The sequence below is a fragment of the Lysinibacillus fusiformis genome (assembly GCF_003049525.1).
GTDB classification, from domain to species: domain Bacteria; phylum Bacillota; class Bacilli; order Bacillales_A; family Planococcaceae; genus Lysinibacillus; species Lysinibacillus fusiformis.
Genome location: NZ_PYWL01000020.1, coordinates 15,408 through 31,076, shown reverse-complemented (window position 1 = coordinate 31,076; position 15,669 = coordinate 15,408). Strand labels below are relative to the sequence as shown.

The following is a 15,669-nucleotide window of genomic DNA, read 5'->3' as shown; positions in this document are numbered from 1 at the left end:
CTTTTTATATAAAAGAAGGCTTTTTATTATACAGAAATAGAGGAAGAGAGGCTAGTTTTATGGGATTGCTTGAAAAATTAAAAACGCATGTATTGACGGCAGACGGTGCAATAGGCACAGTGTTGTATGGCTATGGATTGGAGTATTGTCATGAGGAAATGAATGTTCAGAGACCTGAATTAATTGAAAAGATTCATAGAGAATATATCGCAGCGGGTGCTGATATTATTCAAACGAATACGTACGGTGCCAATGCCATTAAATTAGCTCGCTATGGACTAGAATCAAGTGTCCAACAATTTAATGAAGCAGCTATTACTATTGCTAAGCGAGCAGCAGCGGATGGCGGTCAATTTGTTTTAGGAACAATTGGTGGAATTCGTGGCATTCGTAAAAGCGATGCAACATTAGATGACATATTAGCGACCGTTGAAGAGCAGGCAAGTGTGTTACTTGCAGGAAATCCTGATGGCCTTTTACTCGAAACTTATTATGATTTTGAAGAATTAACAGCAACATTAAACGTGCTACGCGCCAAAACTAATATACCGATAATTGCTCAAGTATCTATGCATGAGCCTGGTGTTTTACAAAATGGTATGTCTTTAAATAATGCGCTACATGAGTTAGAGATTCTTGGTGCAGATATTGTTGGTGTCAATTGCCGTCTAGGTCCATATCATACGATTCAAGCGTTTGAGGCTGTAGAACTTCCGGCAAAGGCATTTATGTCAGCCTATCCAAATGCTTCGCTATTAGATTTAGAGGACGGGCGTGTTGTTTATGAGTCGGAGGCTGATTATTTTGGTCGCGCTGCTGTTGAACTGCGTGATCAGGGTGTTCGCTTAATTGGGGGTTGTTGTGGTACGACACCAAAGCATATTGCAGCCGCAAAGAAGTATTTAGAAGAGCTATCACCAGTTAGTGAAAAGCATGCGAAGCCTGAAAAGATTGAAATTGTTCGTGATGCCGAGCCAGCTAAATTTGAACCACTTCATGAAAAAGTAAAGCGTGAACGCTCGGTCATCGTAGAGTTGGATACACCTAGACACTTAGAAATAGATGGATTTCTTGAAGGGGCCAAACAACTATATGAGGCAGGTGCCGATGTAGTGATGATGGCAGACAATTCATTGGCATCCCCACGTATTAGCAATATTGCAATGGGGGCGTTATTGAAAAGTACTAATGGCGTGCGCCCCCTTACACATATTACCTGTCGAGATCGTAATTTAATTGGTCTTCAATCACATTTAATGGGGTTAAATGCCTTAGGAATTCATGATGTGCTAGCTGTTACGGGTGACCCAACGAAGGTTGGAGATTTCCCTGGTGCCACTAGCGTATATGATGTCTCCTCGATGGAGCTTATCCAATTAATTAAACAATTAAATGAAGGGGTTTCTTTCTCAGGGAAACCACTACGGAAAAAGGCTAACTTCTCTGTGGCTGCTGCATTTAACCCTAATGTTCGTGTTTTAGATCGTGCTGTGGCACGCTTAGAAAAAAAGATTGAGCATGGAGCAGACTATTTCATTTCACAGCCTGTTTATACAAAGGAAAAAATTATAGAAATATATGAAGCAACGAAGCATTTACAAGCACCGATTTATATTGGCATTATGCCCGTTACGAGTTATAAAAGTGCAGAGTTTTTACATCATGAGGTGCCAGGCATAAAATTATCTGAAGATGCTTTATCAAGGATGAAAGCATGTGGTGAAGATAAGGAACGCGCTACACTTGAGGGGATTGCAATTGCCAAGGAATTAGTAGAAGTGGCTGCGCAATATTTCCAAGGTATTTACCTTATTACACCATTTTTACGCTACGATGTGACATTAGAATTAATGAAATATATAGAGCAATTGGATGAACAGAAAAAAGGGGTAAGTATAAATGGCTAAGCACATGATTGAAGAACAACTTGATAAAAGAATATTAATTCTAGATGGCGCAATGGGAACCATGCTGCAAAATGAAAACTTATCAGCAGATGATTTTGGTGGAGAGGACCTAGATGGCTGTAATGAAAATTTAGTGCTTACTAGACCTGATGTCATTGAGAAAATTCATCATAAGTACTTAGAGGCAGGGGCAGATATTATTTGTACAAATACATTTGGTGGAACACCTCTTGTATTAAATGAATATAATCTAGGTGCAAAAGCGGAAGAAATTAATAAACGTGCAGTCGAAATTGCCCGTCAAGCAGTTGACAATTATACGACTTCCGACTGGCCCCGCTTTGTTGCAGGTGCAATGGGTCCAACAACGAAGACGTTGTCAGTTACAGGCGGCATTACATTTGATGAATTAGAAGAAAATTTCTTTGTGCAGGCAAAGGCATTGATTGAAGCAGGGGCAGATGTGCTATTGCTAGAGACAAGTCAGGATATGTTAAATGTGAAAGCAGGTACCCTTGGGGTAACTCGTGCTTTCGAGGTAACTGGTAAAGAATTACCTGTGATGATTTCTGGAACAATTGAGCCTATGGGGACTACTCTTGCAGGGCAAACCATTGATGCCTTTTATATTTCCATCGAGCATATTCAACCATTATCGGTGGGCTTAAACTGTGCGACGGGACCTGAATTTATGACGGATCATATTCGCTCATTAGCAGAGCTGTCAACGGGGTATATTAGCTGTTATCCAAATGCAGGCTTACCTGATGAAGAAGGATGTTATCATGAGTCTCCAGAATCTTTATCGCAAAAATTAAAAGGATTTGCAGAAAAGGGTTGGCTCAATATTGTGGGTGGATGCTGTGGTACAACTCCTGCACATATTGCGGCTATACGTGAAATTTTAAAAGATGAAAAGCCTCGTCAGCTACCAGAAAAAACGCATGGTCACGCAGTATCAGGTATCGAGCCACTTCTATACGATGATTCTATGCGTCCGTTATTTATTGGGGAAAGAACAAATGTTATTGGTTCTCGTAAATTCAAAAACTTAATTATTGATGGGAAATTTGAGGAAGCAGCAGAGATCGCAAGGGCGCAAGTGAAAAATGGCGCACATGTCATAGATATTTGCTTGGCGAACCCAGATCGTGATGAATTAGCAGATATCCGTGGCTTTATGCAGGAGGTCGTGAAAAAAGTTAAGGTTCCACTTGTTATTGATTCCACAGACGAAAAGGTTATTGAAGAGGCACTAAAGTTTTCGCAAGGGAAGGCCATCATTAACTCTATTAATCTAGAAGATGGTGAAGAACGGTTTGATGCCGTATTGCCATTAGTGAAAAAGTACGGTGCCTCGTTAGTTGTGGGAACAATCGATGAAACAGGGATGGCAGTCGATCGTCATCGGAAGCTTGAAATTGCTGAACGTTCCTATCAATTACTCACAGAAAAATGGGGAATGCAACCTGAAGATATCATTTTTGACCCATTAATGTTCCCAGTAGGAACGGGAGATGAGCAATATATTGGCTCAGCACTAGAAACAATTGAAGGAATTCGTCTCATTAAAGAAAAAATGCCCCGTGCATTAACGGTGCTTGGAGTTAGTAATATTTCGTTTGGCTTACCACCGGTTGGACGCGAGGTTCTCAATGCTGTATATCTTTATCATTGTACACAGGCTGGTTTAGATTATGCCATTGTCAATACTGAAAAGCTAGAACGGTATGCCTCAATTCCAGAAGCGGAAATTAAACTAGCCAATGACTTGTTATTTAATACAAATGATGAAACATTAGCAGTATTTACCGATTTTTATCGTGATAAAAAGAAGGAAAAGACTGAAGCAGATATTCCGAAAACTGTAGAAGGTCGCTTAGCCTACTATATATTGGAGGGGACCAAAGAAGGACTTATTGCTGATTTAGAGGCTGCCCGAGAAATATTTGAGTCACCTCTTGATATTATAAATGGGCCTTTAATGAATGGGATGGCTGAGGTTGGTCGTTTATTTAATGATAACCAATTGATCGTAGCAGAGGTTTTACAATCTGCTGGAGTGATGAAGGCTGCTGTTGCCCATTTAGAGCAATACATGGAGAAGAATGAGGAGAGTGCAGGCAAGGGGAAAATGGTGCTTGCTACTGTAAAAGGTGATGTGCACGATATTGGAAAAAACCTTGTTGATATTATTTTAAGTAACAATGGCTTTAAGGTTGTAGATTTAGGTATTAAGGTGACGCCTGCTCAATTAATAGAAGCTATTCGCAAGGAAAAGCCAGATTTCATTGGGTTATCAGGTCTATTAGTTAAATCAGCACAGCAGATGGTCACTACCGCCCAAGATTTCAAAGAGGCAGGAATTGATGTACCAATTTTAGTAGGTGGAGCTGCACTTTCCCGGCGTTTTACGGAAACAAAAATTGCTGATGAATATGGTGGTCCTGTTATTTACGCAAAGGATGCGATGCAGGGATTAGAGCAGGCCAATTTATTAATGGGTGAGGGGACACGTGAAAATTTCTTAGCAGAAATAGCGGAATCTCGCCAAAAACGTTTAGAGGCAGATGAAAAACGAGCAGCTCGTCCTGTCAAAGAGATTACAATAAAACCTGCTCGTACAGTAAAGGAAGCACCCGTATTTTTACCGGCTGATTTGCGTCGTCATGTAAAGAAAGAATATGCTGTTTCACATTTATATCCATATGTGAATATGCGGACATTGCTTGGGCACCATCTGGGGTTAAAAGGGCAAGTTCAACCATTACTAGATGCTGGCGATCCTAGAGCAACAGAGCTTAAAGATTTAGTGGATGATTATTTAAAAAGTGATCTTTTAAAGCCTTCAGGTTTATATCAATTTTTCCCTGCCCAAGCAGATGGAGATGATGTAATTATTTATGATCCAGCAGATAACAAAACAGAAATTGAACGTTTTACTTTCCCACGTCAGCAGGTCGAACCTTTTTTATGCCTGGCTGATTTCTTAAGAACGGTAGAAAGTGGAGAAATGGATTATGTTGCACTTATGGTAGTGACAGCAGGGCAAGGAGTTATGGCAAAAGCTCGTCAACTAAAAGAAGATGGTAAATTTCTTGAAAGTCATGCCTTGCAGTCGACGGCACTAGAATTAGCAGAGGGCTTTGCTGAACGCATGCATCAAGAAATTCGTGATCAATGGGGTTTCTCAGACGTGACAGACTTCACGATGCGCGATCGTTTTGCGGCTAAGTACCAGGGGCAACGTTTTTCATTTGGTTATCCAGCATGCCCAAACTTAGAGGATCAAGAAAAATTGTTTGGCTTATTAAAGCCTGAGGATATTGGTGTTCATTTAACGGAAGGCTTTATGATGGAGCCAGAAGCATCTGTATCGGCGATTGTTTTTGCTCATCCTGATGCTCGATACTTCAATGTATAAGGCGTAAAATATGAGGATATAGATAGTGGATGGATTGCCTATCTATATCTTCTTTTCTTGCTATTGAAGGTAAGGATAATTTCGGAAGGACGTGAGGAAAATGATTCGATTGATGGAAGAAAAAGATATACCTGAGGTGTTAGAAATTTATAATGATATTATTTTAACGAGCAAAGCAGTCTATCGATATGAAATTCAATCTTTAGATGAAAAAAAGAAATGGTTTAGCGACCAGCAAGCATTAGGAAATCCGTTGTTTGTATATGACGATAATGGGATGGTCGCTGGCTTTGCAACTTATAGTCAATTCCGTCCTTATCCGGGTTATAAATATACAATGGAGCACTCCGTTTATGTACATAAGGACCACTATCAAAAAGGTATTGCAACGAATCTTATGCTTAAGCTAATAGAGAAAGCGAAGGAACAAGGGGTAAAGACATTGGTTGCTGGTATAGATGGAGAAAATATTGGTAGTATTAAAGCACATGAGAAACTAGGCTTTGAATATGCAGGAACCATTAAAAATGCAGGCTATAAATTTGAACAATGGCTAGATCTTGTGTTCTATCAACTGCATCTGACTGGACCCAATTCATAAAAGGATATGACAAATGTCATATCCTTTTTGTGATGTTTGCGTCTGTTGCTGACTTATACTCTTGTTTTATGATGAGATCATAAGGAAAAGGAAACGAGGGAGTAAAAGATGGCAACAATTAAAGAAAAAACAAAAAAATTACGCCAAGATGTAGCGCCTTTTGCTAAATCAGATATGCGTAAAAGTGTTTTTCAAATGATCAATACCATTGTACCGTTATTTGCTTTGTGGGTGGCAGGTTACTTGTTAGTTGATGTTTCACCTTGGCTAACAGCTGGTTTAAGCGTTATTTCAGCTGGTTTTGTCGTAAGAACTTTTATTATCTTTCATGATTGTACACACGGGTCATTTTTCAAAAGTAAAAAGGCAAACGACTGGGTTGGATTTTTTACTGGAGTGTTAACGTCATTCCCATATGAAAAATGGAAGCGTGAGCATACAATTCACCATGCAACAAGCTCAAACTTAGACAAGCGTGGTATCGGTGATATTGATATGATGACTGTGGAAGAATATATGCAATCCTCAAAGGGTCAACGATTATGGTATCGCTTCTATCGTAATCCATTTGTAATGTTTGGTTTAGGACCTTTATATATGGTACTTGTTTTAAATCGTTTTAATCGTAAGGATGCAAAGCAAAAGGAACGTACCAACACAATGTTAACGAATATTGTCATTGCCGGAGTTTGTGCCGCTTTAATCTTCTTTATGGGCTGGCAAGCATTTTTATTAGTCCAAGGTGTGACACTATTTATTGCGGGTGCTTTAGGAATTTGGTTATTTTATATTCAGCACACATATGAAGATTCTTACTTTGAACATGATTCAGAGTGGGATTATGTGAAAGCTGCAGTAGAAGGTAGCTCATATTACAAATTGCCGAAAATTTTACAATGGGTTACAGGGAATATCGGTTTCCATCATGTCCATCACTTGGCTCCTCGTGTACCTAACTATAATCTTGAAAAGGCTCATAATGAAACGCCGCCATTACACACGGCGACAACGATTACTTTACGAACTAGTTTAGAATCATTGCGTTATAAGCTATATGATGAAGAGCAAAGTAAATTTGTAACGTTTAAAGAAGTCGAATTAATTATAAAACGGAAAGCAAAAGGCAGTATTGCCGCTTAGTTAAAACAGCCATCTCAATTAGAGAGATGGCTGTTTTAACTATAGCCGAGAAAATAAGCATGTACGGGCAAAAAAATAATTTTCTTGTTATAATAAGGGAAAAGTAGGAAAGAGCGTGAGAATATGTTGAGAAAATGGCATAGTATTATTCCGAATAGTCCTATGCTCAGTATATATTTATGGATTATTTTTTGCTTTCTACCGTTTTTCTTCATTTTTAGAAAATCATCTTATATAGAAATCTCTATAGGCATTACGTTTTTAATGCTATATTTTATTTTCTATCGATTTTCCATGAATTCCAAAAGCGGACTAGTATATATGTGGATCAGCTTTGAAATGGTTATTAATATTGTCATGACGATTTTATATGGTTATGTTTATCTTTCCATTTTTACAGCCTTTTTTATTGGAAATATACGAAGACCAGTTGGTTTCTATATTATGTACGGTCTACATATTGGCTTTACAGTCATATCTACAGGTGCCGGCTTTTTTGTTGAGCTTCAATTATTTTTATCACAATTACCTTTTGTCGTGTTAACTATTTTAGCTGTTGTTCTACTACCGCTAACGATCTATTCCAAAAATAAACGCGAAAACTTAGAAGGGCAGTTAGAAACGGCCAATGAGCGTATTGCAGAGTTAATTGTTTTTGAAGAACGACAACGTATTGCACGTGATTTACATGATACACTGGGGCAAAAATTGTCTATGATCGGTTTGAAAAGTGATTTAGCATCAAGGTTAATTGATCGTGATCCACAGCAAGCTTTAGTTGAAATTAAGGATATACGCCAAACTGCCAGTATCGCCTTAAAAGAGGTTCGTGAATTAGTTTCAGACATGCGTACAGCAAAATTTGAAGATGAGCTCATGCGTATTTCTCAAATATTAAAGGCAGCAGAAATGGAATTTGTCTTTGAAGGCGATAAAAATGCCTTGCAAGTGCCACCGCTTGTAGAAAATGTTTTGTCTATGTGCTTAAAAGAGGCTGTTAATAATGTTGTGAAACATAGTGGTGCGACAAAATGCGAAATAGCTTTCCATCAAAATTTTAAAGAAGTTTACTTAGTAGTTCGTGATAATGGACAAGGCATTACGAAAAAACAAGCATGGAAAACTGGGAACGGATTAAAAGGAATGCGTGAGCGATTAGAGTTTATCAACGGTTCGTTCAAAATTGAAAGTGTGGACGGCACGACATTATCAGTAACCATTCCAGTGGCTATTACGCATCAAAGTGTGAAAGAAAATCTGAAGAACATATAGAAAAGAGGCTTGTGACATGATACGAATTGTGATTGCTGAAGATCAGGGGATGCTATTAGGCGCTCTTCGCTCTTTACTTAGTATGGAGGAGGATATGGAGGTCGTTGGCTTAGCAAAAAATGGTGAGGAAGCATTGATGCTTGTTAAAGAGCACCAGCCTGATATTTGTGTTATGGATATTGAAATGCCAGTTAAAACTGGCCTTGATGCAGCAGAAGAAATGCATGGCTCTGGCTTGGATTGTAAAGTCATTATTTTAACTACATTTGCTAGACCAGGTTATTTCGAGCGTGCTAGAAAAGCTAGTGTAAGGGGATATTTATTAAAGGATAGCCCTATTGAGGAATTAGTTTCTGCAATCCGGACTATTATGGATGGTAAACGAATTTATGCCCCTGAGCTCGTTGATTTTGTGTATGAGGATGATAGTGAAAATCCATTAACTGAGCGAGAAAGTCAGGTGCTGACTCTTGTGGCAGAGGGCAAAACAACGAAGGAAATTGCCGCAGAGCTATTTTTATCTGCTGGAACTGTTCGTAATTATATTTCAACGATTTTAGAAAAATTAAACGTAGGCAATCGTATTGAAGCCATTGCACGCTTTAAAGAAAAAGGATGGAATAAATAAGAAAAGAACCTTATCGCATGGTAGCGGCAAGGTTCTTTTCTGTTTTACTTATTGCGTTTTGTTAAGCGTCCAAGAACGAATGCACCTGCAGCTACAGCAAGAACTGTATTCGTCTTTTTCGTAAACACTTGTTTTGTGACAAGGTTAAGGTTTTGAGGGCGTTCAGCTAGGCGACGCATAAAGTAACCGTACCAATCTTCGCCGAATGGAACGTACACACAGAAGTTATAGCCTTCTTTAGCTAGCTCTTTTTGCATATCTGTACGGAATCCATAAAGCATTTGGAATTCGAATTTATCAAGTGGAATATTATGATCAGCTACAAAGCGTTTAACGTGAGCAATAATATTATGGTCATGTGTAGCAATGGACGTAAATTTACCATGTAGTAAATGATATTCAATTAACTCAATAAAGTTTAAATCGATATCCAATTTATCTTGATAAGCAACTTCAACAGGCTCTTTATACGCTCCTTTTACGATACGTAAACGGTAGTCCTTGAATTTTTCGATATCGTCTTTTGCACGGTAAAAGTAAGATTGAATCACAGTTCCAACATTATTAAATGTTTTAGACAATTCTTCTACCATATCAAAAGATGTTTGAAGACGCCCAAAGTCCTCCATGTCGAAGTTAACAAATATATCATAAGCAGCCGCTTTTTCAACAATTTCATACAGATTGTCATAGCAGAAATCTACATCAATATCTAAACCTAATTGAGAAGGCTTTAATGAAATATGTGCTTTTACATCATTTTCATGAATAGCTTCTACCACAGAGAGAATTTTATCTTTTGCAGCAGTTGCTTCTTCTTTACTTGAAACAAATTCACCAAGGTTATCTACTGTACATGAGATATTATGTGCATTCAGTTCTTTGATGCTTGCAATTGTTTCTTCAATATTTGTACCAGCTACTACACTTTGTGCTCCTAATTTTAGGCCATATTTCTTTGCAGCACTATTCAATAGTTGGTTTTCAGATAGCTGGATGAAAAAATCGCGTAATAACATGGTCATTCTCCTAACTGCATTTTCTTTTTAGTATATCATAAATTATTAAAACTATATTAAATCTGCTTAACAATTATTTCAATTCAAGTATTTGCATACGCTCATTAAAAAGTGCAGGATAACTTAAAAAACCAATCATGATACTTGATAATGTCGCCGTTGTTAGGAGAGCGAAGATGATCAAAAGTTGAAATTGTACAGCCTGAATGGGGTCGGCACCACCAATGATTTGGCCGCTCATCATACCTGGTAGCTGTACTAAGCCAATTGTTTTTTGGCTTTCAATCGTGGGAATCATACTCGCCTTTACGGCATTGATAAGTTGTCGATGAACAGCTTGTTTGGGTGTGCCTCCAAGTGACAAGATTAATTCCATTTGATCTTTATGGCTAGTAATTTCAGCCGTAAATCGGTTTAAAAATAAAATGGATAACACCATTGAATTACCAATTAACATACCACTAATTGGAATAATATACTGAGCGGTCGCTGGCACAATGTTAAAGCCAAGTAAGACTCCTTGTGTAATGATTTCTATCATCACAAGTGTCAGTGCTATTTTCCAGGTGATCCCTTTAATACCTTCTCCTTTTTTTCGAGCATTAAATGTAGCGACTAGTATCATTAACGCAACCATAAGAAAAATATATACATAACTATTTGCATCAAAGACAAATTTTAGTATATAGCCAACAGCGAGCAATTGAACGATAGACCGAAGGGTTGCAATAAGCGTATCTTTTTCAAGTCCTAATTTTAATGTTTTGGATAGCAGTAGAGGGATGCACACGAAAATTAATGTTAGTGATAAGGACGTATAAGTCATATGTTAGCCCCCTGTACAAATTCTGCTACGCGTGGGTTAGTCGGTGCTTTAAGTAAAGCGCTCTTGCCAGTTTCTATTAGCTCCCCATTCATCATGACCCATGTATAGTGTCCGATCGTTAATGCTTGTTGCAAATTATGAGTAATCCAAATCATCGTCACATTATATTTTTTATTAATAGTGGCGATGAGCTTTTCAATTTCCTTTACAGATTGGCGATCCAGTGCAGAAGTTATTTCATCTAATAATAAGATAGAGGATTGATTAATAAGTGTTCTTGCTATAGAAACCTTTTGACGCTGTCCTCCTGATAAATCATTTGTGGATTGGTGTAAGAAGCTTTCATCTAAGCCAACATCCTCTAAATATTGAATGGCCTCCTGTTGAGAGAGTTTTTTTCCCTGCAATGTCCGGGGGAGTGCGAGGTTTTCCTTTACAGTGCCAGCAATCATAGGAGCAGCTTGTAGGGCGATACCAACATGTCTTCGTAATGCTGAGGGCTCATAATTTGAGATGGGCTCATTATCAATGAGTATATGTCCGTTTGTCGGTGAAAGAAGGCCATTACATAATTTAAGCAGGGTTGTTTTACCTGCACCAGAAGGGCCGACGAGAGTGGTAATTTGACCTTTTGGAAACGACCCAGTAATTGACTTTAATATCATTTTGTCATTTACTGAGAATTGAACTTGTTGAAAGTGAATGGCAGGCTCGTATAGAGTATTCATGTAGTGAAACTCCTTTGCTATAGTCAGTAAAATAACTGTAGCATGAAATGAAGGAAAGATGCAGTTTAAATATAAGATTTTAGAAATGAAGGGATAATAGGGAATGGAGATATTGTATTTCGATACGTTAACGTTTGCACAAGGTGCTATGTACATCGTAGCCACATCTGATGGACTTGCCTATATTGGAACGCCTAATGCATCATTTGATGAGGTTAAGGAGTGGGCAAAAAAGCCTTTTAAAAGTTATAGCTTTGAGAAAAATGAAGAAAAATTGCAACCATATAAGGAACAATTAACAGCCTATTTTAACAAGGAATTGACAGACTTTGATGTACCTATCCATGTGAAGGGGACACCTTTTCAATTAGCTGTGTGGGACGCCCTAAAAGAATTACCCTATGGTTCAACAACATCGTATGGAAGCATCGCAGAACGTATTGGGAACCCCAAAGCAGTTAGGGCTGTAGGTAGTGCTATTGGTGCGAATCCAATATTAGCTATTATTCCATGCCATCGTGTCATTGGCAAAAATGGTCAATTAACAGGCTTTCGTAGTGGACTAGATGTAAAACAATTTTTATTAGAACTAGAGAAAGATTAATACGTTCATTAGCCATTAGTTCAAAAAGGAAATCTGTCTGCTACTTTATTAATAGCAGAGCAGATTTTTCTTCTGTCTATATGTGCTGTTCTTCTTGTTGTACAGTGTTTTGTGTTTTACCGAAATGTGTTAAACGATGGGCAAAGGTTTCTCCTCGAACCGCAGAGCTTTTGAAAATATCTTGGAATTCGTAGGCAGGCGCTCCGTGTTCCATGACATCTAAACCAGCAATTTCCTCTTCCACCGTTACACGTAAAGGTACAAAAGCTTTAATGATAAATATACCGGCTGCTACAGATACACTAACCCAGGCTATTGTAGCGATCACACCGATAGCTTGAATGCCTAGCAAACTCAAACCCCCACCATAAAATAAGCCTTGCCCGTTACTATCAAATAATCCAACGGCTAATGTCCCCCACACACCGCAAATACCGTGTACAGCAATTGCACCAACTGGATCATCTACTTTTAGCTTCCACTCAATGAATCGCACACCTTCAACAAGTAATGGAGCGGCGATAAGGCCAATTATAATAGAGCCGATAATGCTGACATTTGCTGCACCTGCTGTAATTCCTACTAGTCCTGCTAGTGCACCATTTAATGTGAGGGAGCCGTCAATATGTCCATAACGGAACTTCGTATAGAAGGAGGTTGCTACGACACCAGCGGCCGCTGCAAAAAATGTATTTGCGATGACATTCGGAACAAGTTCAGGATCGGCAGCTAAAGTGGATGCGCCATTAAAGCCAAACCAACCAAACCAAAGTAAAAATACGCCTAATGCTCCTAATGGAATACTATGACCTGTAATAACATTTACTCGACCATTTTCATATTTACCTAGTCGTGGTCCAACCATAACTGCGGCGATAAAGGCAGCTACAGCTCCCGTTAAGTGAACGACTGTTGAGCCAGCAAAATCCACAAAGCCTAAATCAGTCAACCAACCTTGGCCACTCCAAACCCAATGGCCTACAACAGGATAAACGACTAATGACATAAGTATAATGACTCCGATATAAGCAAAAATATTAGTACGCTCTGCCACAGCACCAGATAAAATAGTTGCTCCTGTTGCAGCAAACATTGTTTGGAAAATAAAGAATGAAAGATCATCAACTCCGTTTAAAGCAAAACCACTTATGCCGAAAATACCACCTACACTGTCACCAAACATAATTGCGTAGCCACATAAAAAATAGACAATTCCCCCTAGGGAAATAGTTAGAAAATTTTTCATGATGATGTTTACAGCATTTTTTGAACGTGTAAACCCTGCCTCTACCATAGCGAATCCAGCATGCATAAAAAATACTAAAATTGTGCCTAACATCACCCAAATTAAATTAACAGATAACAATAGTTCATCCATCTATATCGCCCCCTTTATTCTACTGCAATCGATCCGACTTCTTTTGTTCGGATACGAATTGCTTGTTCTACTGGATAAATGAAAATTTTTCCATCACCAACCTTGCCAGTTGCTGCTTCGCGCAATAGTATTTCTACAATGCCATCCACTTTACTATCATCTACAATCATTTCTAATTTCAATTTAGGTAAAAACTCAATTTCATAAGTATTACCACGAAATAAACCAGTCCTCCCTAATTGACGGCCACAACCTGCGATTTCAGAAACGCTTAGTCCTGCAATCCCTTGTTGTGCCAGACCGTCCCGAACGGCTCCAAAAACCTCAGGACGAATGATGACTTCGATTTTTTTCATCTGTACCAGCTCCTTGCGTAATTTTAATTTACATGTTAAATCGCCTGAAACAGTAGTGCAATTACTTTTTTAAAATTCGTGTTAGGTTTTATTACACGAATTATTTTTATTCTCGAAATAGTTGCTGTAAAAAGGTTTTAGAATGGGAATGAAAGCGGTACTAAAATTTGTGTCTAAAATATGAACAGTTCTAAATTTTCTGACTATTAGTGTTAGAAAACCTTACATTAGGGAGTGTGAATGTCATACGCAAGAATTTGGGTATATAGTGTATACTAGGACTAATTATCAAAGCGGAAGAAGGGGTTTCTTGTGAGATCAAACTATGCAGATGATAGCTTAGCGCTACACACAGACTTATATCAAATCAATATGGCCGAATCCTATTGGGCTGATGGGATACATAATAAAAAAGCAGTTTTTGAGTTGTATTTTAGAAAATTACCATTTGGCAATGGTTATGCAATATTTGCTGGCCTAGAGCGAATGCTGGATTATTTACGGAATTTCCGTTTTAGTGAATCTGATATTGCGTATTTACGTGATGAAGTTGGTTATAAAGAGGATTTTATTGAGTATTTAAAAGATATTCGATTCACAGGGGATATGTATTCGATGGTAGAGGGAGAGCTTGTTTTTGCCAATGAACCGATTGTTCGAATAGAAGCTCCATTAGTGGAGGCTCAGCTTATAGAAACAGCATTATTGAACATCGTTAATTATCAAACATTAATAGCGACGAAGGCTAGTCGTATTAAACAAATCATTAAAAATGAAGTAGCCATGGAATTTGGTACACGACGCGCACAAGAAATGGATGCAGCTATTTGGGGTACACGTGCAGCCTTTATAGGTGGTTTTGCTTCCACTAGTAATGTAAGAGCAGGTAAACTGTTTAACATCCCAGTGTCTGGTACACATGCACATGCGTTGGTACAGGCCTATAAAAATGATTATGATGCTTTCCATTCTTATGCAAAACGTCATAGCGACTGTGTTTTTCTTGTAGATACGTATAATACTTTGAAATCAGGTGTTCCAACGGCTATAAAAGTAGCTAAAGAATTAGGAGACAAAATTAATTTTATTGGTATTCGTTTAGATAGTGGAGACATTGCGTTTTTATCAAAAGAGGCTCGTCGCATGCTAGATGCTGCAGGTTTCCATGATACAAAAATCATTGTTTCAAATGATTTGGATGAATACACGATCTTAAATTTAAAAGCTCAAGGGGCAAAAGTAGATGTGTGGGGAATCGGTACAAAGCTTATTACAGCTTATGATCAGCCTGCATTAGGTGCTGTTTACAAAATGGTTGCCATTGAAAACAGCGATGGTCAACTGGAGGATACCATTAAAATATCAGCGAATGCTGAAAAAGTATCAACGCCAGGTCTCAAAAATGTATATCGTATTATCGATAAAAAGAATGGCAAGGCAGAGGGAGATTATATTGCGATGCAAGATGAAAACCCTCAGGGGGAGGAACGTATTAAAATGTTCCACCCAATTCACACGTTTGTCTCTAAGTTTGTCACGAATTTCGAAGCGAAAAATTTACATCAGCATGTGATTCATAATGGAGAAATCAACTATCATAACCCAACGCTTGAGGAAATGCGTGATTATGCAGCCGGAAATTTAGAGCTGCTTTGGGATGAATACAAACGTGCGATGAATCCTGAAGAGTATCCCGTCGATTTAAGTCAAAAATGCTGGGATAATAAAATGCGCAATATTGAGGAAGTTCATAACATGGTTAAGCAAATGTAAAAAGGGAGTGATG

At 38.3% G+C, this 15,669-nt stretch carries 13 protein-coding genes; 8 read left to right on the top strand and 5 right to left on the bottom strand.

What is annotated here, in order from left to right:
- Window positions 1-59 precede the first annotated feature (59 nt).
- The 6 genes from C9J29_RS22790 (at window position 60) to C9J29_RS22765 (ending at window position 8,972) form a co-directional block, all read left to right on the top strand.
- Window positions 60-1,907, top strand: a complete 1,848-nt coding sequence (locus tag C9J29_RS22790; protein WP_107922848.1) for a bifunctional homocysteine S-methyltransferase/methylenetetrahydrofolate reductase — start codon at window positions 60-62, stop codon at window positions 1,905-1,907.
- Complete coding sequence (metH, locus tag C9J29_RS22785) at window positions 1,900-5,331, top strand: methionine synthase (RefSeq protein ID WP_107922847.1); 3,432 nt, start codon at window positions 1,900-1,902, stop codon at window positions 5,329-5,331. Before C9J29_RS22790 ends, metH begins: the two co-directional genes overlap by 8 nt.
- A gap of 100 nt (window positions 5,332-5,431) precedes the next feature.
- Complete coding sequence (locus C9J29_RS22780; RefSeq protein WP_107922846.1) at window positions 5,432-5,932, top strand: GNAT family N-acetyltransferase; 501 nt, start codon at window positions 5,432-5,434, stop codon at window positions 5,930-5,932.
- A 108-nt stretch (window positions 5,933-6,040) separates the two neighbouring features.
- A complete protein-coding gene (desA, locus tag C9J29_RS22775; protein WP_008173709.1) occupies window positions 6,041-7,072 on the top strand; it encodes a Delta(5) desaturase DesA in 1,032 nt (343 codons plus the stop codon).
- Window positions 7,073-7,195: 123 nt separating this feature from the next.
- Window positions 7,196-8,344 (top strand): sensor histidine kinase, encoded by a 1,149-nt coding sequence (locus tag C9J29_RS22770; RefSeq protein WP_419690797.1) that lies wholly within the window; start codon window positions 7,196-7,198, stop codon window positions 8,342-8,344.
- Between the two features lie 16 nt (window positions 8,345-8,360).
- Complete coding sequence (locus C9J29_RS22765) at window positions 8,361-8,972, top strand: response regulator transcription factor (RefSeq protein ID WP_008173706.1); 612 nt, start codon at window positions 8,361-8,363, stop codon at window positions 8,970-8,972.
- Window positions 8,973-9,016: 44 nt separating this feature from the next.
- Here the strand turns inward: C9J29_RS22765 and C9J29_RS22760 are convergent, their stop codons facing one another.
- The 3 genes from C9J29_RS22760 to C9J29_RS22750 all read right to left on the bottom strand — a co-directional run bounded on the left by C9J29_RS22760 (window position 9,017) and on the right by C9J29_RS22750 (window position 11,545).
- Window positions 9,017-9,991 (bottom strand): proline dehydrogenase family protein, encoded by a 975-nt coding sequence (locus C9J29_RS22760; RefSeq protein WP_008173705.1) that lies wholly within the window; start codon window positions 9,989-9,991, stop codon window positions 9,017-9,019.
- A gap of 73 nt (window positions 9,992-10,064) precedes the next feature.
- Window positions 10,065-10,817 carry an ABC transporter permease gene (locus tag C9J29_RS22755; protein WP_089987286.1) on the bottom strand — a complete coding sequence of 251 codons (753 nt, stop codon included), beginning with the start codon at window positions 10,815-10,817 and terminating at the stop codon, window positions 10,065-10,067.
- The gene (locus tag C9J29_RS22750; RefSeq protein WP_008173703.1) at window positions 10,814-11,545 is read right to left on the bottom strand and encodes an ABC transporter ATP-binding protein; all 732 of its coding nucleotides are present in this window, start codon (window positions 11,543-11,545) and stop codon (window positions 10,814-10,816) included. The genes C9J29_RS22755 and C9J29_RS22750 overlap by 4 nt, the downstream gene beginning before the upstream one ends.
- Window positions 11,546-11,648: 103 nt before the next feature.
- Here C9J29_RS22750 and C9J29_RS22745 point away from each other — a divergent pair, with 103 nt between their 5' ends.
- Window positions 11,649-12,149 (top strand): methylated-DNA--[protein]-cysteine S-methyltransferase, encoded by a 501-nt coding sequence (locus C9J29_RS22745; protein WP_090003211.1) that lies wholly within the window; start codon window positions 11,649-11,651, stop codon window positions 12,147-12,149.
- 76 nt (window positions 12,150-12,225) lie between these two features.
- On the opposite strand, the gene C9J29_RS22740 is transcribed toward C9J29_RS22745, so the two are convergent.
- Both C9J29_RS22740 and C9J29_RS22735 read right to left on the bottom strand, forming a co-directional pair.
- Window positions 12,226-13,527, bottom strand: a complete 1,302-nt coding sequence (locus C9J29_RS22740) for an ammonium transporter (protein ID WP_089987288.1) — start codon at window positions 13,525-13,527, stop codon at window positions 12,226-12,228.
- A gap of 14 nt (window positions 13,528-13,541) precedes the next feature.
- On the bottom strand, window positions 13,542-13,883 hold the full coding sequence (locus C9J29_RS22735) for a P-II family nitrogen regulator (RefSeq protein ID WP_012291989.1): 342 nt from the start codon (window positions 13,881-13,883) through the stop codon (window positions 13,542-13,544).
- A gap of 312 nt (window positions 13,884-14,195) precedes the next feature.
- Between C9J29_RS22735 and C9J29_RS22730 the strand changes: the two genes are divergently transcribed.
- Window positions 14,196-15,656 (top strand): nicotinate phosphoribosyltransferase, encoded by a 1,461-nt coding sequence (locus C9J29_RS22730; protein ID WP_008173699.1) that lies wholly within the window; start codon window positions 14,196-14,198, stop codon window positions 15,654-15,656.
- Window positions 15,657-15,669: the final 13 nt, after the last annotated feature.

What these genes read in the sequence shown, in the direction of transcription:
- C9J29_RS22790 (WP_107922848.1), top strand. Translation starts at nt 60, where the DNA reads ATGGGATTGCTTGAAAAATTAAAAACGCATGTATTGACGGCAGACGGT.
- metH (WP_107922847.1), top strand. Translation starts at nt 1,900, where the DNA reads ATGGCTAAGCACATGATTGAAGAACAACTTGATAAAAGAATATTAATT.
- C9J29_RS22780 (WP_107922846.1), top strand. Translation starts at nt 5,432, where the DNA reads ATGATTCGATTGATGGAAGAAAAAGATATACCTGAGGTGTTAGAAATT.
- desA (WP_008173709.1), top strand. Translation starts at nt 6,041, where the DNA reads ATGGCAACAATTAAAGAAAAAACAAAAAAATTACGCCAAGATGTAGCG.
- C9J29_RS22770 (WP_419690797.1), top strand. Translation starts at nt 7,196, where the DNA reads ATGTTGAGAAAATGGCATAGTATTATTCCGAATAGTCCTATGCTCAGT.
- C9J29_RS22765 (WP_008173706.1), top strand. Translation starts at nt 8,361, where the DNA reads ATGATACGAATTGTGATTGCTGAAGATCAGGGGATGCTATTAGGCGCT.
- C9J29_RS22760 (WP_008173705.1), bottom strand. Translation starts at nt 9,991, where the DNA reads ATGTTATTACGCGATTTTTTCATCCAGCTATCTGAAAACCAACTATTG.
- C9J29_RS22755 (WP_089987286.1), bottom strand. Translation starts at nt 10,817, where the DNA reads ATGACTTATACGTCCTTATCACTAACATTAATTTTCGTGTGCATCCCT.
- C9J29_RS22750 (WP_008173703.1), bottom strand. Translation starts at nt 11,545, where the DNA reads ATGAATACTCTATACGAGCCTGCCATTCACTTTCAACAAGTTCAATTC.
- C9J29_RS22745 (WP_090003211.1), top strand. Translation starts at nt 11,649, where the DNA reads ATGGAGATATTGTATTTCGATACGTTAACGTTTGCACAAGGTGCTATG.
- C9J29_RS22740 (WP_089987288.1), bottom strand. Translation starts at nt 13,527, where the DNA reads ATGGATGAACTATTGTTATCTGTTAATTTAATTTGGGTGATGTTAGGC.
- C9J29_RS22735 (WP_012291989.1), bottom strand. Translation starts at nt 13,883, where the DNA reads ATGAAAAAAATCGAAGTCATCATTCGTCCTGAGGTTTTTGGAGCCGTT.